At 36.0% G+C, this 25,149-nt stretch carries 24 protein-coding genes; 17 read left to right on the top strand and 7 right to left on the bottom strand.

The annotated features are described in order from the left end of the window. Nucleotides 1-137 precede the first annotated feature (137 nt). The gene (locus tag SDEL_RS06365; protein WP_041666324.1) at nucleotides 138-665 is read left to right on the top strand and encodes a hypothetical protein; all 528 of its coding nucleotides are present in this window, start codon (nucleotides 138-140) and stop codon (nucleotides 663-665) included. A 40-nt stretch (nucleotides 666-705) separates the two neighbouring features. On the opposite strand, the gene istB (SDEL_RS06360) is transcribed toward SDEL_RS06365, so the two are convergent. Next, nucleotides 706-1,527: an IS21-like element helper ATPase IstB gene (istB, locus tag SDEL_RS06360; protein WP_012856717.1), complete on the bottom strand. Its 822-nt coding sequence runs from the start codon at nucleotides 1,525-1,527 to the stop codon at nucleotides 706-708. After that, the gene (gene istA / locus SDEL_RS06355) at nucleotides 1,518-2,624 is read right to left on the bottom strand and encodes an IS21 family transposase (RefSeq protein WP_012856716.1); all 1,107 of its coding nucleotides are present in this window, start codon (nucleotides 2,622-2,624) and stop codon (nucleotides 1,518-1,520) included. Before istA (SDEL_RS06355) ends, istB (SDEL_RS06360) begins: the two co-directional genes overlap by 10 nt. A 245-nt stretch (nucleotides 2,625-2,869) precedes the next feature. Between istA (SDEL_RS06355) and SDEL_RS06350 the strand changes: the two genes are divergently transcribed. After that, nucleotides 2,870-3,343 carry a tyrosine-type recombinase/integrase gene (locus SDEL_RS06350; RefSeq protein ID WP_223295811.1) on the top strand — a complete coding sequence of 158 codons (474 nt, stop codon included), beginning with the start codon at nucleotides 2,870-2,872 and terminating at the stop codon, nucleotides 3,341-3,343. A gap of 250 nt (nucleotides 3,344-3,593) precedes the next feature. Here SDEL_RS06350 and SDEL_RS06345 read toward each other — a convergent pair whose 3' ends face one another. After that, nucleotides 3,594-4,781, bottom strand: coding sequence for a hypothetical protein (locus SDEL_RS06345; protein ID WP_012857029.1), 1,188 nt, complete (start codon nucleotides 4,779-4,781; stop codon nucleotides 3,594-3,596). A 564-nt stretch (nucleotides 4,782-5,345) separates the two neighbouring features. Between SDEL_RS06345 and SDEL_RS06340 the strand changes: the two genes are divergently transcribed. From SDEL_RS06340 to SDEL_RS06310, 7 genes are all read left to right on the top strand, one after another. Further along, the gene (locus SDEL_RS06340; protein ID WP_012857028.1) at nucleotides 5,346-6,107 is read left to right on the top strand and encodes a glycosyltransferase family 2 protein; all 762 of its coding nucleotides are present in this window, start codon (nucleotides 5,346-5,348) and stop codon (nucleotides 6,105-6,107) included. A gap of 130 nt (nucleotides 6,108-6,237) precedes the next feature. After that, nucleotides 6,238-7,863: a hypothetical protein gene (locus tag SDEL_RS12285; protein WP_012857027.1), complete on the top strand. Its 1,626-nt coding sequence runs from the start codon at nucleotides 6,238-6,240 to the stop codon at nucleotides 7,861-7,863. Nucleotides 7,864-7,898: 35 nt separating this feature from the next. Beyond that, the gene (locus SDEL_RS06330; RefSeq protein WP_012857026.1) at nucleotides 7,899-8,279 is read left to right on the top strand and encodes a hypothetical protein; all 381 of its coding nucleotides are present in this window, start codon (nucleotides 7,899-7,901) and stop codon (nucleotides 8,277-8,279) included. A gap of 17 nt (nucleotides 8,280-8,296) precedes the next feature. Further along, on the top strand, nucleotides 8,297-8,869 hold the full coding sequence (locus tag SDEL_RS06325; RefSeq protein ID WP_012857025.1) for a DUF5625 family protein: 573 nt from the start codon (nucleotides 8,297-8,299) through the stop codon (nucleotides 8,867-8,869). A 218-nt stretch (nucleotides 8,870-9,087) separates the two neighbouring features. After that, entirely contained in the window at nucleotides 9,088-10,194 is a 1,107-nt protein-coding gene (gene istA, locus SDEL_RS06320) for an IS21 family transposase (protein ID WP_012856716.1), read from the top strand. After that, nucleotides 10,185-11,006, top strand: coding sequence for an IS21-like element helper ATPase IstB (gene istB, locus SDEL_RS06315; protein ID WP_012856717.1), 822 nt, complete (start codon nucleotides 10,185-10,187; stop codon nucleotides 11,004-11,006). Before istA (SDEL_RS06320) ends, istB (SDEL_RS06315) begins: the two co-directional genes overlap by 10 nt. Nucleotides 11,007-11,078: 72 nt before the next feature. Next, nucleotides 11,079-11,540, top strand: a complete 462-nt coding sequence (locus SDEL_RS06310) for a hypothetical protein (RefSeq protein ID WP_049767068.1) — start codon at nucleotides 11,079-11,081, stop codon at nucleotides 11,538-11,540. Nucleotides 11,541-11,833: 293 nt separating this feature from the next. Here the strand turns inward: SDEL_RS06310 and SDEL_RS06300 are convergent, their stop codons facing one another. Then, complete coding sequence (locus SDEL_RS06300) at nucleotides 11,834-12,586, bottom strand: helix-turn-helix domain-containing protein (RefSeq protein WP_041666319.1); 753 nt, start codon at nucleotides 12,584-12,586, stop codon at nucleotides 11,834-11,836. Nucleotides 12,587-12,679: 93 nt separating this feature from the next. Here SDEL_RS06300 and SDEL_RS06295 point away from each other — a divergent pair, with 93 nt between their 5' ends. The 4 genes from SDEL_RS06295 to SDEL_RS06280 are packed head-to-tail and all read left to right on the top strand — an operon-like array spanning nucleotide 12,680 to nucleotide 15,024. Further along, nucleotides 12,680-13,102 (top strand): hypothetical protein, encoded by a 423-nt coding sequence (locus SDEL_RS06295; RefSeq protein WP_012857021.1) that lies wholly within the window; start codon nucleotides 12,680-12,682, stop codon nucleotides 13,100-13,102. Nucleotides 13,103-13,108: 6 nt separating this feature from the next. Next, complete coding sequence (locus SDEL_RS06290; protein WP_012857020.1) at nucleotides 13,109-13,447, top strand: hypothetical protein; 339 nt, start codon at nucleotides 13,109-13,111, stop codon at nucleotides 13,445-13,447. Then, complete coding sequence (locus SDEL_RS06285) at nucleotides 13,440-14,612, top strand: tyrosine-type recombinase/integrase (protein WP_012857019.1); 1,173 nt, start codon at nucleotides 13,440-13,442, stop codon at nucleotides 14,610-14,612. The genes SDEL_RS06290 and SDEL_RS06285 overlap by 8 nt, the downstream gene beginning before the upstream one ends. A gap of 28 nt (nucleotides 14,613-14,640) precedes the next feature. Continuing rightward, nucleotides 14,641-15,024: a YbgC/FadM family acyl-CoA thioesterase gene (locus tag SDEL_RS06280; protein ID WP_012857018.1), complete on the top strand. Its 384-nt coding sequence runs from the start codon at nucleotides 14,641-14,643 to the stop codon at nucleotides 15,022-15,024. Here SDEL_RS06280 and SDEL_RS06275 read toward each other — a convergent pair. Continuing rightward, on the bottom strand, nucleotides 15,008-16,288 hold the full coding sequence (locus SDEL_RS06275) for a hypothetical protein (RefSeq protein ID WP_012857017.1): 1,281 nt from the start codon (nucleotides 16,286-16,288) through the stop codon (nucleotides 15,008-15,010). The genes SDEL_RS06280 and SDEL_RS06275 overlap by 17 nt on opposite strands. Next, nucleotides 16,285-16,947 carry a uracil-DNA glycosylase gene (locus SDEL_RS06270; protein ID WP_012857016.1) on the bottom strand — a complete coding sequence of 221 codons (663 nt, stop codon included), beginning with the start codon at nucleotides 16,945-16,947 and terminating at the stop codon, nucleotides 16,285-16,287. The genes SDEL_RS06275 and SDEL_RS06270 overlap by 4 nt, the downstream gene beginning before the upstream one ends. A 211-nt stretch (nucleotides 16,948-17,158) precedes the next feature. Here SDEL_RS06270 and SDEL_RS06265 point away from each other — a divergent pair, with 211 nt between their 5' ends. The 4 genes from SDEL_RS06265 (at nucleotide 17,159) to SDEL_RS06250 (ending at nucleotide 23,359) form a co-directional block, all read left to right on the top strand. Further along, nucleotides 17,159-17,827 carry a response regulator transcription factor gene (locus SDEL_RS06265; protein WP_012857015.1) on the top strand — a complete coding sequence of 223 codons (669 nt, stop codon included), beginning with the start codon at nucleotides 17,159-17,161 and terminating at the stop codon, nucleotides 17,825-17,827. Between the two features lie 98 nt (nucleotides 17,828-17,925). Further along, nucleotides 17,926-19,695, top strand: coding sequence for an EAL domain-containing response regulator (locus SDEL_RS06260; RefSeq protein ID WP_012857014.1), 1,770 nt, complete (start codon nucleotides 17,926-17,928; stop codon nucleotides 19,693-19,695). Continuing rightward, nucleotides 19,686-20,870 carry a PAS domain-containing sensor histidine kinase gene (locus SDEL_RS06255; protein WP_012857013.1) on the top strand — a complete coding sequence of 395 codons (1,185 nt, stop codon included), beginning with the start codon at nucleotides 19,686-19,688 and terminating at the stop codon, nucleotides 20,868-20,870. Before SDEL_RS06260 ends, SDEL_RS06255 begins: the two co-directional genes overlap by 10 nt. A 335-nt stretch (nucleotides 20,871-21,205) precedes the next feature. Further along, nucleotides 21,206-23,359 carry an ankyrin repeat domain-containing protein gene (locus tag SDEL_RS06250; protein WP_012857012.1) on the top strand — a complete coding sequence of 718 codons (2,154 nt, stop codon included), beginning with the start codon at nucleotides 21,206-21,208 and terminating at the stop codon, nucleotides 23,357-23,359. A 33-nt stretch (nucleotides 23,360-23,392) separates the two neighbouring features. On the opposite strand, the gene SDEL_RS06245 is transcribed toward SDEL_RS06250, so the two are convergent. Next, a complete protein-coding gene (locus tag SDEL_RS06245; protein WP_012857011.1) occupies nucleotides 23,393-25,096 on the bottom strand; it encodes an AIPR family protein in 1,704 nt (567 codons plus the stop codon). Nucleotides 25,097-25,149: the final 53 nt, after the last annotated feature.

Here is a 25,149-nt window from a genome sequence, read left to right as displayed (position 1 = left end):
TAATTTTTTTACGAAAAAACTGCTGAATTTAACTCCGCCCTTGACAATCAAAAGCCGATATTTCTAGTGCCACCTTGCTTGATGGTAGTAACAGCATCAACCCCTACTATTTCCCCTATGGGGATGACCAAGAACCTATGGTCGAAATAGTCGATCTTTTAGGCATTGATTCTGATGGCGCTATGAACACCTTCACATTCCTAGAAACAATGCAGAGTCTTGCTGGTGCTGTTCTTGTGAATTGGGAAACGGTTAATATAGATGCTTCTAATGTCACCCTTACTGATGGTACGCTTATTACAGGAAATGACACAGGGTATGGTTTATTCCTTAAAAACAGTGCTACTCTCAACAGCCCTGCAACTCTTGCTCTTATAGGCAATGTGGATATCGACGCCTCTTCCACGCTCAACCTCAACCTGGGCGGCGATATAATAGGTCATGTCACAAATGCAGGTTTGATTTACTGGCAAAATTTAAATCATACACTGAAGATTAGTGGTAATTATGTTGGTATTGCAGGTTCAAATATCTCGCTAGAAACCGTTTTAGGAGATGACACCTCGCTTACAGATAAAATGCACGTTACTTCCATCCCTGCTGTAGCAGTGGGGATGGGGATGGCTGTCACTACTACTGGTAATACCTGTCAAGGGCGGAGTTAAATTCAGCAGTTTTTTCGTAAAAAAATTACGAAACGTAACCTTAAGCACCTTGCGTTATTTCTTCTCCTTTCACCGAATTTTTAGCTTTAAACTTATACAAATCTGAATCTACGATTCCCTCATCTTTTTTCTCTTTTAAACGAAATGAATCTCCTAGAATATTGATAATATGGGAGTGATGTAATAATCTATCTAAAATGGCAGTCGTTACCACTTTATCATTGGCAAAGATGCCACTCCACTGACTAAAGACGAGATTGGATGTAACGATAGTTGCACCACGTTCATAGCGTTTAGAGATCACTTGAAAGAAATGATGAGCATCTTCTTTGCTCATTGGGAAATAGCCAATCTCATCAATGACTAATAACGCTGGTGCCATAATGGCTTGACGTATAAATGAATCATAGCGTTTCTCTTTTTTTGCGTTACTCATCTGCAAAATAAGATCAGCTACTGTGATAAATCTTGCTTTAATACGTTTTTGAACAGCTTGATACGCCAGTGCAATAGCCAGATGGGTTTTCCCAACACCAGAGTGTCCAAGAAGGATGATATTTTCATTTCGCTTGATAAACTCTAATGTTGAGAGCTCCTCAATTTGTCTTCTATTTACACCAACTGTGAAATTAAAATCAAACTGTTCAAGTGTTTTAATGGTTGGAAATCCTGCCATTTTTGTCAAAGTAGCACGAGAGCGTACAGCTCTATTGTTTGCTTCGAGTTTGAGTATCTCATAAAGATATTCACCATATTTCCAACCCTCTTTTGCGGCACGATTAGCCATTTCATGATGAACGTCATTAACGGTTGAGAGTTGAAGCTCTTTGCATAACGTTTCGATATGTGTATTTAATGCCATAATATACCTCCTAGCGTATAGGCAGGTAAAACTATATACGCTAACATAGGTATAAATTGATCGTAACTTTGAAGATCACGAGTGGGAATGTGAATAGTTATTCTATTGGATGTTTGGCTATCTTGTGTTACACTTTTAGTGGTGGCTTTGAGCGGGTGTATCCCATGATAAGTCTTAGGCAGAGGAAGCAACTGCAATTGCTCTTCTGCTAACAGATCAAACGGTCTGTGGAGTGTTGTTTGATGTATTCTCGCATTTGCTGTAAAATCTAACCAATCTATGACTGCCGCATTGGCATTTTCTAATGTCATCTTATAGCCCATCAGGGAAAGTCTCACTTTAAACATATTGTGAAAACTGTATCGGAAATAGTGATTAAATCTCTCTACTTTTCCCTTGGTTTGTGCACGATAAGGTTTACAAACTTTTAAAGCCATACCACAATGTTTTTGGGCAAAGTCGCGGAATTGTTCATTGAATTTATGCTTACCATATCCATAAGCATTGCGTTTGGAAATAACCGTCTTCATATTATCATAGAGTGCCTCATGTGGCACACCACCAAAATAACTAAAGGCGTTCATGTGGCATTTTATGAGAGTGTCTACTTTCTCATCCATCACATATTCCACATAAGATGCTCTAGAGTATCCCATAGTTGCAACAAATGCAGATAAATTATCTTTGGGAAATTCAACCCAATCCACTTGCATCTGTTGAGCCTTGTTTGTCTCAAATCTGACAAGTGGTTCTTCGTTTTTTACTTTCTGACGAAGCTCATAACGAAGCATAATATCTTTCATCCACCGAAGACTTCCTCGATAACCAAGTTTCTGAATCTCATCATATATGGATGTATTGGGGATAGAAATACCTAATGCGTGTGCCTCTTCTAGCATTCTTGCTATATTGGGCAGATACGGATCAACCGTTGTCTCTACAGGTTCTCTTTTTATAACAGGAATATAACCCTCTGGCAGCTTCGCATACTTCGCAACGGTATCTCTGTTAATGTCAAGTTTACGTGCAATAGCACTCTTACTCAGACCATCTTTGAGCATCTTATGAATCATTTTTACATCACCTTTTTTAAGCATCTGTCTCCTTTCAATATATTTGAAAAAAGACTTTAGCAGAACTAATCTGCTCATTTAAGCTTTTGGTTGTAAAAACTACTTTTTAGCAGCTTTTTATACTGCCCATTTTAACTCCGCCCTTGACAGTTAGGCTATGAGGGAAGTTTACGTTGGACATATGAGTAGAGATTTTACATATATTGATGATATTGTTGATTGCATTGTAAAAGTGATTGATAATCCAGCAAAAATCTCTGATGAATTTAATGCGTATTCTCCAAATCCTTCAATATCGAGTGCTCCATATAGGATTAAAATGGGAAAATATTGATTTGGATAAAAATAAAATCAATGTGTGCATGAGAGTGCGTAAAGGTACGATTGATTTGCCAAAAGGAGATAAGATCAGATTGATTGATTTAATCCCTCAAGCAAAACAAGCTCTTTTAACCCAAAGACAGCTTACGGGACTTTCAACCTATGTGTTTCATTCCAAAGAGGGCAAACCCTATTTTAGTGAAACAAGCATTACGCAATCTATTCAAGAATTGTGTAAAAAGCTTCATATTGTAGGCGGTGGTGGTTTACAAAAAATGAGGCGAATGCATAATACAATGCTAAAGCAATTTGGATTGCCTCTTGATTGGATTCTTCATCAAATGGGTCATGAAACAGATGAAGTCAATCGTAATCATTATACGGGAACAATAACCGTTGATATCAGCAAAATAATTGCATGATTTTGACAATTATTGACACCAGTAAAGTTTAAGGTTTGGAATATCGTATTTTAGGGAGTTAGGGTGGTACCTGAGGCCGGACTCGAACTCATGGAAAAACATGTTCAAAATCCTTAAATTTAGGTGTTTTATAAAAAATAGTTAGCTAAGAACACATACTTTTATCATCTTTTATTGACACTTTTAAGTATAATAATACATAAAATATTACATATTATAACAATGTTTAATTATCTAAAATTGTCATTTTTTATGCTCTATTATGGATTTTTAATAGTATATTAAAGCATTCATTTCGAATAAAATGATAATATCTCAGTAAATATCGATGCTCAATTTGTAGATTGCCTTTTATCTCAAAAAGATAAAATTCTCTTGGATATATATGATATTCTTCTTCACAATAAGGTATATATCCAAGTTCTTCTGCCCACTGATCAAAAGTAAGTTTCCATATTTGATCAAATGCGTCATCTATTTTATAAGTATTTAAAAATGCTTTATAAGAATTCGAGAGTCGCGTAAAGTCTTCTTTAATTTTCTCTCGCATGTAAAGAAAATTTTCTGAATGAAATTGATCCATTACATAGGTAGATTCATCTATCATTTTTTGTTTTTGTCGTTCTTCCTTCTTAACTATAGGTAATAGAGCACATTTTTCATAGCCAAGAATGTGTTTGGCTTCTTCAGAAGAATTTACTTCTTCACTCAATTGTTTATATAAAGTTGTCATTTTTTCTTTTTTTCGCGTTTTTTGTTTTAGTGTTAATTCATTTGATTTGAGATCTTCATAGTGTTTGAAATATTTTGTTTTTATAGATTCTATTTTTTCATTGTGTGTACTAGACCCTGTATTATCCTCTTGTTTTGTAGTTTTTATACTCTCTAAGATACTCGTTTTACATGAAATTTCAAATTGCTTTAAAATATCTAGTATTTTATTAAACATATCATCTTGTTGCTCAGGTGTTAATTTAGAATATTCCAATATAAAAAGAGTGTCAAAAAAATCTTTTTCTAGTTTTTTTAACATTGGATTTTCTTCATTTTTTAAATCTATAGAAGTTTCAATTTCTTTATTTTGATCATTCTCTTCGTGATCATATATTTTTTTCATACGATTATAAACGTCTAATTCTGTTTCATGTTCTTTGACGGTTAAATTTAGTTCATTATTAAGTGGAATAATTTTTTCATTATCTGACCATTGTTGTTCATATTCAATATTTTTTTTGATTGAAGTATCCAAGTTTTTATAATTTTTTAAATATTTGAGAGAAGATTTTATTTTATATATTTGCTCGCTAATATAAATAGGGGAGAAATACTGTAAAAAATCATAAATTAATGGAGGCGATTCTTTTGCTATGTCTTTGTAGTATTTTGATTCTGAAATACTCAAAAGTTGACACGATATTTTTTTATATTGTTGTTTCATTTTTTTTCACTTCTTTTGCCGTCCTTGAAGAAATTACACCATTTGTATAAAAGAAATTTTAGCTTATATGAAAGTAATTATGAAAGGGGAAAATAGAATTTTTTGTAATTAGTATCGGACGAAGTGCTATTTAAGTCTTTTTCTATTAGAATGAGATTTTAGTATTACTTCTTGCAAAACTATAAAATAATCAAAATGCGAATATATAGCAATTTAGTAAATATGCATTATTTACATGTTTTCGTAGCATTATTTAAACAATAATACTATTTATTACTATTTTAAGGTTAAAGGGAATAAAATAATATCCCATTAGACAATCAGATATATTTGCGTAACTCAAAACGGGGGCGTATTGAGCTGTAGAATTATCTGGATGGTAAAAAGTATTGATCAAACGTTAATGGACTTCAATCTCTTTCCTTCCTACTATAGTTTCTCTCTAACATTTCCTCAACGTGTGATAATCGCTCTTTATACATTACTTTAGTCACGTATTGCCTTTACATGTAAAATGTGTCCGTAGGACATAGACAATAACCGCCTTTAAAAAAATAAGGTTACATGAAAGAAAATAAAATGATCCATCAGCATTTAAGTATTGTAGTACCCTTTTATAATCCACCGTATGAAGCTTTTAAAACATGTCTGGAAAATATTCGTGTTCTTGATCCTTTAGAAGTTATCTTAGTTGATGATTGCTCAACAGATACAGCCATTATTGCTCTTGCAAAACAAAGTGGATTTACCTATCTCAAAACACCTTATCAATCAGGGCATGATGGTTTACCTTTTAACATAGGCTTGCAGCATGTTAAAGGTACCTATGTTTGTAAAGTTGATGCTGATGATCTTCTCTTAGAACTACCTGCTACTATGCCCTATAACATCCATCTTGCAAGAATCAATCGTAGTGTAGATCCAACCAATCTAACGCTTGAAGAACTTATCTTAGCTCCAAGGTCGATTCATAACGGTGCTATTATTACCACGGATATAGCAAGAGATGTAACATTTTCAAACGATCATGCTATTTTTAATGATGTCCTAACACTTCTTCGTCTTTTATACCGTAAAGAGCGCTTTAGTGTACATCCCACAATGAATTATATTTACAATGATATTCCTAATTCTATTCAAACCAGTAAACCAAGACATTACCACCGCTTGCGTCATATTCAAACGGTGGCACGCTTTTGTCAGTTAGAGGCTGTATCGCATGAACAAAGCGAATACTTCCTCAAACTTGCCATGCTCAATTTCCGTTATGGTGCCAAAGCGAGAAATATGTTAAAAACACATATTTCTAGTAAGGAACTAGCATAGTGTTCACTCAAATAGAAATAAATCTTTTTACATGTAAAGACAAAAACAAAAACCAAGGGAAGCAAATGATGGGGAAAAGAGTGAAGTGGCGTGAGCTAAAACCAATCACTAGTAAACACAAAGAGACGGTATGTTGAGAGAAAAAAAAGAAAAAAGTAGGATAAAAAGTAGCCTGTCCCCTTTTTTTGTTTTAATAGGCATTGGTATAGGTTTTGCTGTTTTGGATTACCTTGATTCTAACAATTACGATCCCGATGAAATAATGAATGATATTAACCTGATTAAAGACGGAATTTTAAATTGGCTAAAAGAGTTTGATTTGGCTGAGGATATTCTCCCAGATGTTTCCAACAATGAAGGCCATAACGAAAACTTCTCCTCACCACTCGTCCTAGACCTAAACGGAAACGGAACCACATCAACCTTCATTGCCCAAACCAATACTTACTTCGATATGGACGGAGATGGCTTTAAAGAACGAACATCATGGGCTGAAAGTAGTGATGGCCTCTTAACCCTAGATTTAAACAATGATGGTGTTGTTACTAACGGAGCTGAACTTTTTGGAAATAACACGAAACTAGCAAATGGTACCTTAGCTAAAGATGGCTTTGCAGCCCTAAGCCAATACGATCTAAATCATGATAATATCATAGATACCAAAGATAGCATTTACGCGCATCTTAAAGTCTGGATGGACACCAACAGCGATGGTATCAGTACCTCAGATGAACTTAAAACACTCGAAGAGTTAAACATCACCTCCATTAACCTAAACGCCACAGAGACTTCAACCTCAGAAGCTTATAACCAAATCTCAGATAGTTCTTCTTTTACCCAAGATGGACAAACAAAAACCATCAATGACGTCTGGTTTTACCAAAACAAATCCGATACCACCTATGACTACACCACACCCATCAAAGAAAGCGTTGCGGCACTTCCAACCATTGAAGGCAGTGGCAGAGTCAAAGACCTAAGAGATGCGATGAATGATGATAGTGTCTTAGAAGCTAAAGTTACTAACCTTCTTAACAATGCTTCTTCTATGAGCTTTGCTAACTTTAGTACCACCTTTAAAGATATGGTCGCACGTTGGAGTGGTACCGATACCATCAGTGCCACGGCAACCAGAGGAGAACAATACATCCTTAACCATCCTTACGGATATATCAATGCAACACCCATTAAAGTCAAAGAAGTCTATGCCTATGCCAGAGATGTTGCCATCTTAGAAGCCTTTGCAGGAAAAAGCTTTAGTATGGTTGCCGATGGAGTAACGACATCTGATGTTATAGGAACTGAAGCCAGTGTGGCGATGAATGAAGCCTATAAAGAGCTTCAATATTCCCAAATGATAGCCTTCCTCAGTGATGCCCTGTACGGTGAATCTTTAAGTAAAGATGAACTCATCACCAATCTTCAAACCACACTTACCACTACACCGAGTGACACACTTTCTACCTTACTCCTTTCCACCATGGTCTATCGTTATGGGTTAGATACTTTAGAGAGTTTCGATGACACACTACTTTCAAATACAACCTTTAAAACAGCATTGAGTACCAATGGCATTAATTATAGCATCAATGCTTTAGGTGAAGTGGTTGGGACGTATGGCGATGTTGGGGAGGGGAGTAGTGGGAACTTTTACCTTTTTACATGTAAACATTTTACAACACTAAAATCTTTACATGTAAGAAATGAAATTCAACACAAAGGGGCACAACGTGGTGAAGAAAACAGGGTGGCGTGAGCTAGAAAAACTATACAAAAAGCAAGGAAAGTAGAATGAACCAAACAGAACAGCAAACTACACGAGAAACAAAAGTGGCACATGCCATAGTGTCCTATCCTGAGTTGTTTCCTCAAACCATTCAAGATGCTGTTATAAAAGGAGAGATAACACTTGGGATGAATCCTTATCAAGCACATCTTAGTGGAGGAGCTTATGCTTTTAGAGTCATTGCAGACCCAAAACATTGGAAGGATGATGCAGACCCTTACCGTGTCATACAAGCACAAACACTTCATCCTGATGATAGTCAAATATGGATGACATTCCAAAATGAAACACAATACCCAACTGAGGGACTACAAGCTTTTCAAGTTACCTTTCAACAAGGAAAAGTAGTAGATATTCAACCTCTTGCAAAGGAAACAAAATGCTAAAAATAGGAGTAATCACCATGGTACTACTTAGTTTTTTAAATGCAGGTTGGTTTAGCTTGCTCTTTGGTAGCAATCCAAACCCCATTAGTATTCCTATCGACTTAAGCCAAGCGGGAAGTGTGGTGGAAAAGGAAGTAAAGATAGAGGAATCGTGGAGTTATCATTTGATTTTACAGTTTGCCGTTCATGATCGCAAGGAAGATGGCGGTCTGGATGGTAAAAGAGTATGGAAATTTCTAGGATTTAATAGCTATGACCCACGTGATGGGAAGCAAGTAGGATATGTAGATTATAGACTAGCAAAGAGTGAATTGGGTGATTTGATCGATGAAACGTATGATTGTGATGGAACCGTTGTTCCTATCAAAATAACGATACATCAAATCAATCAAGACAATACGAAGAAGTTAATTGCAGATAATCTCTACATGACAAAAGGTAATGGCAGTGGAGCATACACAAGAGATATTACGACTATTTCTTTAGATAAAGGCAAATATATTTTTCGCATCGAAAATATTGAAGCCTTTTCTGAGATGATCGGTCGAAAAGTTGATTTTACTATCTATATCAATAAAAGAGATAAATAACATAAAGGAAAAAAACAATGTACACTATAACCATAAAAATAGCAGCGAGTGGAACGGCTTACACCAATCCTGATGAGCCTCACAACTCTTTAATGTCAAGGGCGGAGTTAAAATGGGCAGTATAAAAAGCTGCTAAAAAGTAGTTTTTACAACCAAAAGCTTAAATGAGCAGATTAGTTCTGCTAAAGTCTTTTTTCAAATATATTGAAAGGAGACAGATGCTTAAAAAAGGTGATGTAAAAATGATTCATAAGATGCTCAAAGATGGTCTGAGTAAGAGTGCTATTGCACGTAAACTTGACATTAACAGAGATACCGTTGCGAAGTATGCGAAGCTGCCAGAGGGTTATATTCCTGTTATAAAAAGAGAACCTGTAGAGACAACGGTTGATCCGTATCTGCCCAATATAGCAAGAATGCTAGAAGAGGCACACGCATTAGGTATTTCTATCCCCAATACATCCATATATGATGAGATTCAGAAACTTGGTTATCGAGGAAGTCTTCGGTGGATGAAAGATATTATGCTTCGTTATGAGCTTCGTCAGAAAGTAAAAAACGAAGAACCACTTGTCAGATTTGAGACAAACAAGGCTCAACAGATGCAAGTGGATTGGGTTGAATTTCCCAAAGATAATTTATCTGCATTTGTTGCAACTATGGGATACTCTAGAGCATCTTATGTGGAATATGTGATGGATGAGAAAGTAGACACTCTCATAAAATGCCACATGAACGCCTTTAGTTATTTTGGTGGTGTGCCACATGAGGCACTCTATGATAATATGAAGACGGTTATTTCCAAACGCAATGCTTATGGATATGGTAAGCATAAATTCAATGAACAATTCCGCGACTTTGCCCAAAAACATTGTGGTATGGCTTTAAAAGTTTGTAAACCTTATCGTGCACAAACCAAGGGAAAAGTAGAGAGATTTAATCACTATTTCCGATACAGTTTTCACAATATGTTTAAAGTGAGACTTTCCCTGATGGGCTATAAGATGACATTAGAAAATGCCAATGCGGCAGTCATAGATTGGTTAGATTTTACAGCAAATGCGAGAATACATCAAACAACACTCCACAGACCGTTTGATCTGTTAGCAGAAGAGCAATTGCAGTTGCTTCCTCTGCCTAAGACTTATCATGGGATACACCCGCTCAAAGCCACCACTAAAAGTGTAACACAAGATAGCCAAACATCCAATAGAATAACTATTCACATTCCCACTCGTGATCTTCAAAGTTACGATCAATTTATACCTATGTTAGCGTATATAGTTTTACCTGCCTATACGCTAGGAGGTATATTATGGCATTAAATACACATATCGAAACGTTATGCAAAGAGCTTCAACTCTCAACCGTTAATGACGTTCATCATGAAATGGCTAATCGTGCCGCAAAAGAGGGTTGGAAATATGGTGAATATCTTTATGAGATACTCAAACTCGAAGCAAACAATAGAGCTGTACGCTCTCGTGCTACTTTGACAAAAATGGCAGGATTTCCAACCATTAAAACACTTGAACAGTTTGATTTTAATTTCACAGTTGGTGTAAATAGAAGACAAATTGAGGAGCTCTCAACATTAGAGTTTATCAAGCGAAATGAAAATATCATCCTTCTTGGACACTCTGGTGTTGGGAAAACCCATCTGGCTATTGCACTGGCGTATCAAGCTGTTCAAAAACGTATTAAAGCAAGATTTATCACAGTAGCTGATCTTATTTTGCAGATGAGTAACGCAAAAAAAGAGAAACGCTATGATTCATTTATACGTCAAGCCATTATGGCACCAGCGTTATTAGTCATTGATGAGATTGGCTATTTCCCAATGAGCAAAGAAGATGCTCATCATTTCTTTCAAGTGATCTCTAAACGCTATGAACGTGGTGCAACTATCGTTACATCCAATCTCGTCTTTAGTCAGTGGAGTGGCATCTTTGCCAATGATAAAGTGGTAACGACTGCCATTTTAGATAGATTATTACATCACTCCCATATTATCAATATTCTAGGAGATTCATTTCGTTTAAAAGAGAAAAAAGATGAGGGAATCGTAGATTCAGATTTGTATAAGTTTAAAGCTAAAAATTCGGTGAAAGGAGAAGAAATAACGCAAGGTGCTTAAGGTTACGTTTCGTAATTTTTTTACGAAAAAACTGCTGAATTTAACTCCGCCCTTGACAAGCGCATTGACCCTTTGCTCTCTATCAAAACACAGAAGCTACACGATAATCGATTAAGTGACAGTATTGACTATATAAGAATAGATGATACCAATAGCAAAGTAGAACAACTCCAAGGGATTGAATATGATAGCTTAGAAGCTATGCAAAAAGGTCGAATATTTGACATCGAAAAAGGTGGCAAGCCTGGTATCTTACTTGTCAGTGTTAACACCTATAAACAGCTAAAAGCTCATTTATTGAAACATGATGTTTTTTGCATAGATGCGAATAAATACAGAATCGCTCTTAAAAAAGCTGCTCAAATCACTAACCAAGACTACCAAGGTAGTCATGGATTGAGATGGAATTTTGCACGGGAGCGTTTTTCAAAGATTCAAGTAATTGGCGGGTTGACTTACGATCAAGCACTACAGCAAGTAAGCTGGGAAATGAAACATGAGAGGGCAAGTATTACGGAGCATTACCTGAGATAAGAATTGAGCGATATGATAAAGTACTTTTAAATTATAAGAAATAAAACAAATAGGTAAATATATTCAATGAATAGGAAAAAATCATGGAAATACAATTGAAAAAAAAGCGTACCAGTCTATGGGATTTATATGAAGATAAAATTCAATTTTTTATTGCAAAAGGTATATCTCTAGCATCTGTTCATAAATTGATCATTTCGGAAATGGATATTCTTCAGAAACCCACATATGATGGATTTTACAGATGGGTTAAGAGAAAAGGCTTCTAGCCTTTTCTCTTATAAACATATTCTTTATGAAAATTGCTTAGCGTGATACTCTAACAAAAACGGTGGCATGTTTTGTTCAATTACATTAAGAGTGATAGATACATTATCTAATAGAATGTGACATTCATCATCATCTAGCTTTGTATTTATTAAACTAGCCATATATTTTGAAAAAGAACGTAAAAATAATGGTCTTGTATTTAATGATCCCAGCTGAAAATCATTAATTGCATTCACGAGGTCTTGTTTAGATTGAATACTTTTTTGCTGCGTTGATAAAAGTGTGATTTTAAAAAAGTAATATAAAAATAAATATGGTCTTGCTCTAATAGAATCTTCTAGGTCAAAAAATTTCAACAGTTTTTCACCAATTTTTTTAAAAAAGTTTGCTGCATTGTTATGATCAAATAATTTAATCAATATTGCATCTATCAATGTGCTTTTGACAAGTTTTGCAGCATTGTTCCGAGATCCACTATATAAGATAACATCATCAACGAGATTTTGAAGCTCATCATTATCTTCCCCACTTGCACTATTAGGGTTAAGAAATATAGGAAGAGAGCCTAAGAAAATAAATGATGGATTGATATCTAACTGAGTAAATAATTGAAGAAAAAAAGTGTGCGGTAGTGCCGCCACTCCACCAGATTCATAATTTTGAATATTTCGTAAACTTACATTGATTTTATCTGCAAATTCTTTTTGCGTTAATTTCATGTGATTACGAACGTAAATAATCCGTTCTATTATAGAAATATTTTTAAAATCAAACAATATTTTCCCCATAATCTTGACATTGTAATCATAATAATGATAATATACGAAATATTATGTTATTTAATACATTATAATGATAAAGGAGAAAATATGAGTTCGACCGCCCCTGTTGATCTCCTTGACCTTACGGTTAAGGATGATTATAACATTTTTATAATTAAAGAATTTGGTGTATGTGCATCTAAAGATGTTAATGAAAATATACTAAAAAAGCTTTTTTTCATGAGTACTTTTGCTGAAATATCACAATGGGTTGAAAAATTTTCAAAATCAAAAAAATTTATTGCTAACCCCTCTTCTGCGAATAATATAGATCGTGAAGTTTGTTTAGCAGCAATTCACAAACTTATCTATAAAGCTATAAAGGGTCTTAATGATCGTAAAAATGGGCGTGATTTAAAATTACTTTATGCCTCCAAAATAGGCGATTACAATCTAATTGCAGCAATCCTCTCAAGTATAGCTCGAACATATTGGCTTGACCATGGGTTTATGTCGAATTCTAAGAATTGACTTGCCATGTTTGAAGAATTAGAAAATGTATTAATTGATATCAAAAATGAGCTGAGTTTAATGAGGCAACTGTTCGTCTTAACGATGGATAGTATAACTACTAAAAAGCAAGTTGCGAAGTTTTTATGTGTAAGTACCAAGACTATCGACAACTATATAACGGATGGAAGATTTCAAAAGAATGTGCATTATTTTCTTGATCATAACGATGTTATTGTATTTATACCAGAGTCAATTCTCATGTATAAAAAAGAACGAAAAAATAATAAAATTGAGAAGTCACCACAACAAATACATCCAATTTCAAATAAGTTTTTACAAAATAAAGGTATGAAAGTTGGCTAAGCAAATTGTCAAATATGTTTATGCAGACATAAAATTTACTATAAAAGAGTTATTTGGATATTGGTATCTAGACTTTTATTTGCCCAGTGGTCAACGTAAAAGAGGGACAACAAAAGAAAAAGCAAGCCAAAGTGGGCTCAGAATTGTTAAAAAGCAAATAATCCCAGATATAGTTGTTGGACTAGGGAAAGAACCAGAAAAGTGTAAAGATGAATATAAAGAATGGACGCTTAATGAATTTGCTCAAGAGTATTTTGAGTTACAAAAAACGCAATTGAGAGAACATACTCTCTATCGTAATATTTGTCACTATAGGAAGCAAATACTACCATATTTTGGACATAGATTATTGACTACATTGACACCACTTGACTTAGAGAAATGGCAAAATCAATTGCTGTCAAAATATAAACATTCAACAGTACAGCGTTATCGTTCGATATTGTATTCCATGTTTAAAAAAGCCTTTATTAATGATATTATTCCTAGAAATCCGCTTGAAAAAGTAACCGCTCCCAAAATGCTTCCAAATGCTATGGAGGAAGAAGAGTCTCAAGATCCTTTCACACAAGATGAAATCAATACTATCATGAGTCACGCTACAGGATATATGGCAAATTTTATAAAAATCATGCTTTCAACAGGTATGCGGCCAGGTGAACTTGTTGCCTTAACATGGACAGATATAGATTTTAGTCGCAAAATTATCAGTGTAAACAAAACAAGACTTCGTTCGCCTAGGTCGAAAGCAGTAGTTGATGGGCCTGTAAAAACCAATGCAGGAAAACGTAGTATAGATCTTTTCCCTGCTACTGAAAAAGCTTTTTTAGAACAACAAGAGCTTACAGGATGGCAAAAATATATTTTTCTTAATCCCTCTAATAGACCTTTTTATAACCATGATGTTATTGGAGTCAACTTTAGAAATATACTCAAAAGAAGCAGTATAAAAGAGAGAGTCTTATATAATTTAAGGCATACTTTTGCATCACAATTGATTTCAAATGGAGCAGATATTGTGTATGTAAGTAAAACTTTAGGTCATAAAGATGTGTCCATTACTCTTAAAATTTACACTAAATTTATCAAAGAAGAAGATGCTGTAAGATTAGAGAAAATGAAAAAAATAGACAAGTTTATGGTCAAGTTTGAAAATGATGATTGATTAAATACCGAAGATAAGGGCTTTTGAGATGAAAACACGTGTTTATTATGATGATACTGACGCAGGTGGTGTGGTTTACCATGCCAATTATTTGAAATTTTGTGAACGAGCGCGCAGTGATTTGTTTTATGAGCAGGGGAAAAGTCCCGCAGTAAATGGTGGGCATTTTGTGGTGCGCCATTTAGAGGCTGATTTTTTTAAACCAGCTCTTTTGGGTGATCTTCTCGAAGTGAAAAATAAGCTTATAGAATTAAAAAATGCTTCTTTGATTTTACAGCAAGAGGTCTTTCGAGGCACAGAAAAACTCTTTAGCATGACCTCCACTTTAGCCTATGTTAAAGAGGGGAAGCCATGCAAAATCGACGAGGAGACAAAAGCTTTTTTTATCTTGGTGTTTAAGGAACACGTATAAATTGGTTACGTTCTGGTTGGTAAAGTGAAGTGTTATAGACAACTTGATTTTGAAGTATAGGCTCATCAAAGAGACGTTTTGCTTGACCTTCAAAGAAGTCATAACACAAATAATCAATCCCTATTGAGGTTGAGTAATTGACCCAGTCATAGACAATGTCATGCCCAAACATGGCATTGATCTCTTCTAGCCCTGCGGGTGCTTTTTGAATCGAGTTGGCAATGTACATATGGTCTCTATCCTCATACTGTGTGAGGGTAAGAAGCAGTGGATTGTAGTTAATTTGGGTTGAGAGCAGAGCGTAAGGGTTGAGGCTGTTGGCTCGAAGTTGAGAAGCTATTAAACTTGACGTTACAATCGGGGTGTTCAGAAATAAAGAGGCTTTATTTAAAGAGCCGTTGCCTTTGAACATTTGTTTAAAGTTCGCTTTGGCATTTTCAACACGTTTTTCATAAAAAACATTTGCAGTGTGTTTTTTAACCGATGCATTGAGCTGATAACTGAGGCTACTGCCATCTTCAAAGGTTCCTACACGGGTATTGGCTTTTTCACTTAAAAGAGCAATCTGTTGGTCATAGTCAATGCCACCAAAGATGATGTTGGTATTGGTTGTTGGAAAGCTTGTATGGTGAAGTGTCGGAATAAATACAGGAATATGCTGTTCATGAGAAGCAATGACTGCTGCACCTTCTTGTGTGACGGGTGCAATAATGTAATGATATCCACCCGCTTTAATCGCATCGAGTTCTTTAATAATCGAATCAGCTCTTTCATCGCCTGAGTTAAAAACATTAAGGTCAAAATAGTAATTTTTATAGAGTAAATAAGAAATAACGGAATTGACAGAGGTAATAGCATACTTTTTAATGGTTCTTTGTGGCACTAAAACTGCGATTTTAATCATACTGTTATCATCGTTCAGTGGAGGAGGGGTTAGCGCACTGCTTGGTGTTGATGCAACACTTTCTGCTTCGATGCTTGAAGGTGTTTCTAAAGTACTTTTGGGTGTTGGCGTTGCCATGGCAAGGGTTGAAGAGGTGATCGTAGTGTCAATCGTGACGGCTTCATCAGGTATGCTTTGGCTTGGTTTAACCGTTTGGGTAGAGGGTTGTGAACCAGGATAGCGTGTTGTACTTTTTGTTGGGGTAGAGCGTTTCGCACTGGAAACATTGAATGTACTTGGTTTATAAGGTTGAGCGGTATTGGTGGTACCACATCCCGTCAGTAACAAAAGCCCAATGGCAAGGCTTAGCCAGATTTTCATAACATACTCCTTACTTTTAACAAATCTGCATAAACCTCTTTTTTAGCACTAGGGTTTCGCAGTAAAAAATTGGGATGAAACGTCGGAATCAATTTTGCTTCGCCAAAATGAAGCACGCTTCCACGTATCGTATCCATAGGTGTTTCGTATTCGCCTGTAAGATGGTGAAAACTTGTTGAGCCAAGCGTTACGATAATTTTCGGTTGAATCAGTTGAATTTGCTGCATCATATAAGGCTTACAACATGCCACTTCTTCAGGTGTTGGAACACGATTTTCAGGTGTTTTACACTTTAAAATATGGGTCACATAGACTTCTTCTTTAGGAATTAAAAGAACATTTTCGATCATTTTAGCCAGTAATTCGCCGCTTTTCCCACTAAAGAGCATTCCCGTTTCATCTTCGCTAACACTTGGATTATCTCCAATGAACATCACTTTAGCTTTGAGATTTCCTGCACCAAAAATGATATTTTTACGGCTTTTAGAGAGGGCGCACAAATGACACTGAGCTACAGTGGCTTTCAGCTCTTCAAGATTGCACGAAAGAGCCGATGATGTGCTCAGCGCAAGAGGTCGATACTCTTGAAAGTATTCAAATCCCATTGCTCTGTATTGGTATAAGAGTTTTAAAAGTCGTATTTTTTCAATCTGAGTCATTCTTATATGGTAGCTAAGCGGTAGTTAAAGTATCCTTATCCCCTTAAGTAAGCCTTGGTTTAGGGGTGTCCTTTCATTTTGTTTTGGATGACAAAGCGTCTCTATTTTGTTTTCTATGAGAAGTCTATGTCCATAAAAAGTGAAGAATATTTGCAAAATTATGAGCTTTATGTATATAATTAGCGTATCTAAATAGGGAGTGTTGATCGAAATGCAGAAAAAAATTAAAGTTCTTTTGATTGAAGATGATGTGGCGGCCGCAAAGGAAGTTGCTGATTTTTTAGATACGGTGGGTTTTGAAGTTAGCGTTGCTGAGACTGCTGTTGATGGACTTTCTAAACTGCTTTCTTCATCGTATGAACTCCTACTGCTGGATCTTTCTTTGCCTGATTTTAGCGGGTTTGAGGTGATTAAACAGATTAACAATCAAAATACTATTCCTATTATTGTTTTAAGTTGTCATTCAGACCTTGAGGCAAAGGTAAAAGCGTTTCGTTTTGGGGTTGATGATTATTTGTGCAAGCCCTTTATGCTTGAAGAGTTAGAAGTGAGAATGTGGGCGATTTTAAAACGCTGTTCGATGATTAAGTTTGAATACTCTAAAACCAGTTTGAGTGTTGACTATAAAAATCAAACGATTTCTCTCAATGGCATTCCTCTCTCCCTTACTGCCATCGAATACAAAATACTCTCTTTCCTTATAGAGAATAAAAATAGGGTTGTTTATCGGGATGTTTTAGCGATACATCTTTCTTCTTTAAGTTCTCGCCAATCGCTTAATTACCACATTCAGAACATTCGAAAAAAGCTTGGGGATAACTCTAAAAAGCCAAAATTCATTATTACAGAGTACGGAACAGGATACCGTTTGGTTATGTAAAAAAAGGTTTAAAACTTATAATCCTCATAAAAAACAGATAATATGTGATAATCTTTCAGTATAATCAGGCCTCTATTTGAAATGCTTGAAGGAATATTATGACGCAATCAGCAGTAAAAAGCTTAAAAGAGCGTTGTCAAGGGATGCGTGTTTTATATGTTGAAGATGATGAGGTAACGCAAAAATATACCTATGCGCTTTTGTCCAATATCTTTGAACATATTGATATGGTCAGTGATGGACAGAGTGCTTACGATAAATTTGTGGATGCAAAAATCACGATTCCTTCTCTTGAATTACCTCTTAAACTCTCTTATGATTTGATTGTCGTTGATTTAAAAATCCCCAAACTCGATGGTATTTCACTGATTGCAAAAATACGTAAAATTTGTCATGAAACGGCGATTATTATTACCTCTGCGTATAATGACAGTGACTACTTTTTGGAGTCTATTCGTTTAGGGGTGAATGGCTATGTGTTAAAACCATTCGATTTTGACTATTTTTTAGAGACATTAATTCGGGTTGTTGATAGCGTGAATCTTCAAAAAGCGACACACACGCATATGCAACAACTCGCACAAAAAGTTGAATTGCAAGAGTCTGCTTTGTATGATCAAAGTTTTAAGGAGATTCATACCAAACTTCCCAATAAAAAATTTTTAGAGGAGCATTTAGCCCTTTTATCACCCCTTGAAATTCCTCTTTTTTTTCTCATTCATATGGATCATTTAACGCATTATATGAAACTGTATGGCGCTAAGATAAGCCATGAAATTGTCCAACGTTTCGCAAGAGAGTTACATCATGTCGCTCAAACGCTAGGTTATCGTGCGTTTGAGCTCTCTTCGAATGACTTTGTTTTGTTTAAAGCCACATGTGCTTTGGATACGGAGCAGATTTACGCAGATATTATGCACGTGGTTGATACGCTCAATGAACATCCTTTGGAGATAGAATCTTTACCTAAAAAGATCATGATAGGGATTACTGTTGGGGTAACATTTGATCACGAGGAACTTTTTAAAAAAGCTTATACCGCACTTGATTTTGCCAAGCAGATGGGCAAAAAATTTGTGGTTTATACCAGCAATTTAGATGAAACGGCGTGTTTGAGCAGTGATTTTTATTGGCAAGAAGTGATTGCAGATACCCTTGATAATGATGATGTGATTCCTTTTTATCAACCCGTTGTCAATGCCTGCGGTGAGATTTTAAAATATGAGGCATTAATGCGCATTAAAACCAAAGATGAAGCTGGACAGGATATGTACGTTTCGCCCTCTTTGTTTTTAGATTTATCCAAACGTACCCGCCAGTATGATCGCTTAAGTTACCGTATGATTGAGAAGGTATTGGCGAAGATGTTTTTAAATCCCACCGTGCTTTTTTCGATTAATTTAAGTGAACGTGATATCGTCAATAAAGAGATTCGTACGCTGTTGCGTACACAGTTGCATATGTTTAAAGCGTCGTATGGATGTTCGATGTTGATGTTTGAGATTTTGGAGAGTGAAAAAGGGATGAATGCACAAGTCATCAAAGAGTTTTTGCGTGATATTGGGTACGATGATGCGCCTATCGCTGTGGATGATTTTGGCACAGGCTATTCTAATTTTGCACATCTACTCCATCTCTCTCCGACACATCTTAAAATTGATGGTTCTTTAATTCGTCAAATTGATAACGATGAAAAGGTACTGCATCTTGTAGAGGGTATTGTTGCTTTTGCACACGCTTTACATGTAAAAACGATTGCAGAGTATGTTCACAATGAAATAATTTTTAAACGCTTATGCCAAATCGGTGTGGATGGTTTTCAAGGTTATTTTGTAGGGGAACCCTCTTTGGAGTTACGATGCCTTTAACATGGGATTATAGTCATATTTTTTTGCTAGGCTTACTCTCTTTTAGTGGTGTTGGTTTTGTGCTGTGGCAACGAAGTCAATCACAATTAGCCCGTTTTATGGATTTGAGTATTGAGGGGATGGTTTTGTCCCACAATGGTGTGATTGTCGAGGTCAACCAGCGGGCTATTCATCTTTTTGGTTGTTTTTCTAGGCATCAGTTAATTGGAAAAAATCTTTTGGAGTTAGTGGCTCCTGAGTCTTTAACATTGGTTGAAGCACAGCTTCGTTTGCCTCGTGTGGATATGTATGAGTGTATGCTTCAAAAATGTGATGGTACAGCGTTTTGTGCATTGATTCGTGGAACAACGGTGATGAAAAATGAGAAAAGTTTGCGTGTCACAGCTTTTTTGGATTTAAGTGAACTCAAACAATCTTACTGTATACGTGAGAGCAATGCCCAACTTATGCAACAGATAGAAAAAAACAAACAACAAGCCATGGTGCTCATCCAACAATCCCGCCATGCGCAAATGGGCGAGATGATAAGCATGATAGCCCATCAATGGCGCCAACCGCTCAACATTCTCTCTTTGATGACGCAAAATATTGTCTTTAAATACAAAATGAAAGCGCTGGATGATACGCTCATGGATATGTTTAAAGAAGATGCCATGCGCCAAATTTCACAGATGTCTAAAACCGTGGATGATTTTCGTGATTTTTTTAGACCCGATAAAACAAAAAAAGTGTTTGATGTTAAAAAACAGCTCTTGCATGTTATTCAGATGGTCAAACCTTTGTACACGATGCATCGCATTGAGCTTTCATTAGAGGTCGATGAGGGACTGAAACTAGAGAGTTATCCCAATGAGTTTAATCAATGCATGATTACGCTTTTAAATAACGCTAAAGATGTGTTGATAAAAGCACATCATGTAGCGGAAAAATTTATTATTATCACAGCATTTATCAATGATGCGGGGCAGGTTGTCATTTTGGTAGAAGATAATGGCGGAGGCATTGATGAGAAAATAGTCGCACATCTGTTTGAGCCTTATGTCTCAACCAAAGAGGCAAAGAGGGGTACAGGGTTGGGACTTTATATGACCAAAATGATTGTGGAAGAGCATATGCAAGGAAAAATCAGCGCTACCAATGCACAAGGCGGTGCACGGTTTGAGATTATTTTATAATTAGACTTCTTTCATAACCCTTGAAAAGATAAAGAGTTTGCTAAAAGTGCGTTGATTTTTAAAACTCAAAATTGAGTCATAGCCGTAGCTATAATGATCTTTTTAGTTTTAAAAAGTGATGTGCTATCATCGATACTCTTTTTTCAATGGGTTATGAAAGAAGTCTAGTAAAAACTTAAGCGTTTTTACATGTAAAAGTATTTAACTCAGCTAAAGTGCTCATGCACATAGATGTTAAGTATAGTAACGCTAGTGAGAGCATGAAGAAACGTAAGCTCACTTATTTCTCATGTTTAGTGGGTGTGTTATACTCTGTTGACTTAAAAGGAGTTGTGATGCGTTACATCATGGTTATCTTAGTGGTTGTCTGTTTTTTTGGTTGTGAGAATAAAGGGGTGCAAACAACACGCATTGACTCCTTAGAATCATTGAAAAGTTTTATCAAAGATGGGCAAGAGAAGGGGTATTTCCCCAAAGAAATTTTAACGGGGCTCCCCACGTTTCCAAAAAGACTCCAACCCGTTGATCTGGAAAACCGCACGATGCTGACGTGGGATATGCACGCAAGGTGTGAGGGCAGTGGCAAAAAAATCGTGTTAGCCCTTGATGCAACAAACCATTCTATCGTGTGTGATGCGGGTGATGTGGCGTATATCGCAGGGGATGGCGATGACTGGGTCGATGACGCCGTTGATAATGACATTTTTTACATGGGCAAAGGCGACGATACGGTTCACAATAGCTATGGAAGCGATATCTTTATCTTTGAAGAAAATTGGGGGCATGATGTCATCGAATTTAGACCCGAAAGTGTCGATACGGCTCAAATTAAGGGTTATGATGGCTCGTATCCGTGGAAATATACGTCGTTTATCATCTTTGGAAAAGGGATAGAACGTGAAGATATTCACTGGGAGGGCGAGCGTTTAGTTCATACAAAAACGGGTGATTCTATCAAACTTAGCTCACGAGAAATCAATATTTTGTTTGCGAATGAAAACAGCGCAAAGCTCAAAGATAAAAACTTTATTCCCACCAAAAAAGTACCCCAAACCATAGCACTAGAGCAGATTAAAGGCGAATCCCTTCATATTCAAAACAACACGCTTTTTCTTGCCAACCAAGGTTTACTCATCATTGATGTCCACGACATCAAAAACCCCATGTTACTCTCAGCGTTGCACCATCTTCCAGGCATCGCAACATCGGTGAGCATCGTGGGCGACATCGCTTATGTGACACAAGCGGCTCCTTATTTTTCGGAGGGTGCTGGGGGTTGGGTGAGCATCGTGGACATTAAAGACTTGCAAAATCCAACCATACTAAGCACTCTCAATTTTGGAAACAACATCTTTAGCATAGCCACAAATGGCAAGTACCTCTACGTCGCCGATACCAACTTTAGCCATAAAGACCAAAGGGCATTGTCGATTTTTGATGTTTCTACACCCAGTGAGCCTAAGCTGGTTTCAAAGACAAAGCTACACGAGTACAGTCGGTTTATGGCGTATGCCAATGGGCTTTTAATCCTCTCCACATTCCAAGACTATGTGAGTATTTTTGATGTTGAAAACCCAAAAGAACCACAAAAGATGGCACACACGTTAGCGTTTGATGGAAGAGCCGTGGGGCTAAAAATGTACCACAACACACTTCTCATCAACCAAGACAAAGGGGCATTAAGCCTGTTTGAAATCACCAAAGACAAACACATCGTGCCTCTGTGTGATGCGCAAACAAACCCTACCAATCGCTATGCAAGCAACAGTCCTAGTGCGATGACGCTTCACAATGGAATCATCTACAAAGCACAATACCAAGATGGCGTGAGTCTCATCGACATGAAAAACTGTCAAGTTTTAAAAACAATCCCGTTTGATGGCGTCTCCATTGCATCGGTGGGTGTTGTGGGAAACACGCTGATTGCGATGAATAAAGAAAAAGCTTTTTTCCATGACCTCAATGCCAAGCAAGTGAGTACCAAACCATCGGCGCAAACAGACCCGTACGCAAATCTGAGCAAAGACCAACTTCAAACCCTTCTGTACCAAGCCGCCCAAGACGATAAAGCAAACGACGTCATCGCTTTATGCAAAGCAGGAGCAAACCCAAATTTTGCAGGACATGAGCGGCACACACCTGTGCAAATTAGCGCACGCTTAGGAAAACTCAACGCCTTGAAGGCACTCTTGGAAAATGGCGGAAGAGCCGATGGAGAAAGCATGATGTTCGCAGCCCTTAGAGAGCAAATAGAAGCAATGAAATTGCTTGAACACTACGGAGGCAACATCGCCCAAACCGATAAAGACGGCTGTAGCACACTCCACTATATCGCCCAAGATGGCACCGTAGAAATGGTACGCTACCTCGTCGAAAAAGGCGTCCCCCTCAACGCAACATGCAGAGGCAAAGAGAGTGCTTTAAAATGGGCAAATTATGGCAAAAATATCGAGGTGATACAGTACTTGGAGAGTAAGGGGGCTAGGTGACACATAGAGTTTCTAACACCCTGAGAGCGTTCCCTAATTTTGCGGGAAAATTGAAAGGGCGTTTTCTGCTAAATTGAGTTTTTTGTTTAAATCATATCTTGATTTCGAAGACTTAAAGTAACCATTATGTGAATAAGTTAGTGATTTTTCTTCTAAAAACTTTTTTTCTTCTTCAGTGATTTCTTTTATAGTCTTACACACTTTTTCATAGTTCTTTTCTAGTTCCCCTTCGAGTTTATACAAACCGTATGAGATAAGTTCATCAGCATAGTTGATAAAGTCGCTTTCTGGTGTTTTTTCATTTCGCTTATTTACGACAAATTTATAGATTTTATAGGCTTCTAAAAGTTGTTGATAAATAGGAGAATCTTTTTCTCCATTGAATAGTTTATAAAGTTTATGGCTTTTATCAACGGTTGAATCATAAACTTCTTCAAGTATTTTGGATTTAGAATTTTTCGCAACTTCTGGCATTTCATAAAACGTTGCATACCAAAATTTGAGAACCATGTCGCTATGAATTGATTCATTGAGATTTTTACTAAAATGATTTTCAAATGTATCACCTCTTTTAGCAAGATAACCCACGTGATTTAATTCAAAAAGTGTTTTAGTGTATGTATTAAAATTCCTATTACTAATTTTGTCTCTAAAATTTATGGGAGACTGGGTATTGGTAGCGTCTGTTATTTTATCAATTACATCTTGCTCGTTAGTCTCATAGAGTCGGATAAGGACATAAATTCCATCTAGCTTCGTTCGATCTTGTTGGTAAATATCATAAATGACATTGGTAGTTTGTAAACCATTGACGATGACTGGATTTTTGGTTTCAATCGGATAATATCCAGCTTGCATTTCTCTTGGAATTTTGATTTGTTCTGATATGATGGTGATGCCATTATTTAGAAAAGGGAAGTACTCTGCAAAATCACTTTCTATGGTCTCTTTTATATTTTTATTGGTTTTGTTGTATCGTAAAAACCCTCGAATGTTATCACTAAATGCTGTATCTATTCGTTTATTAATGCTTTTTTCTTCATCTAATAATTTACACAATTCTAAAGCTTTAAGTCTAAAATTTATGGCTTTAATATTTTGGATTTGAAATGATATGATGGCTTGAGGGTCATGTTTGAGTGAAATATTTGATTTTTCTGCCATAAAACTAAATTTAACATCTTTTCGCTTTTTGTTCTCAGATATTAAATTGTCTATTTTGTTGTAAAGGTCGTTAATATCATATATCTTTAAATTTTCATTTTCATCAAGGTGTCTTTTGATTAGGTCGTCATATTGCTTATCTTTTTCTCCAGCGAAAATAAAATAGAGTTTTGTATCTACTATTTTTCCAGAAGAAACAATATCTTTATATTTAACAAGACCTGTGTTTACTTTTGTATTTAATGGTAAATTTGTACTATTATCGTAGACAAAAATATTTCTGTAATCATTAATAAATTTAGATAAAACAGTATCACCAAGACCTTTGCCATGTTTTATTTGAAAGATGTGCATGGTGCATTCATTCTCGTCTTCATCAATATAAATACCATCTATACCACCATCATGGCTTCCTGTTCCATTTTCTATAGTGCTAATATTTTGCATGACTTCATCAAAGCTTTGATCTAAAAAGGCAGATATACAGAGTATTTCAAACGCTAAATCATCAGAAAGATTAAACTTATTTTTTATTCTATCAAGATAACCAGTAATAAATAATTCTTTGTTCATGAAATACCTTTTTAGTATTTGAATTTGAAGATATATAGTATAACATATATAGA

Origin of the sequence: Sulfurospirillum deleyianum DSM 6946 (assembly GCF_000024885.1) — a bacterium.
In the GTDB taxonomy this organism is placed as follows: Bacteria; Campylobacterota; Campylobacteria; order Campylobacterales; family Sulfurospirillaceae; genus Sulfurospirillum; species Sulfurospirillum deleyianum.
The sequence above is the reverse complement of the archived record's forward strand: the minus strand, read 5'-3'. Positions and strand labels throughout refer to the sequence as shown.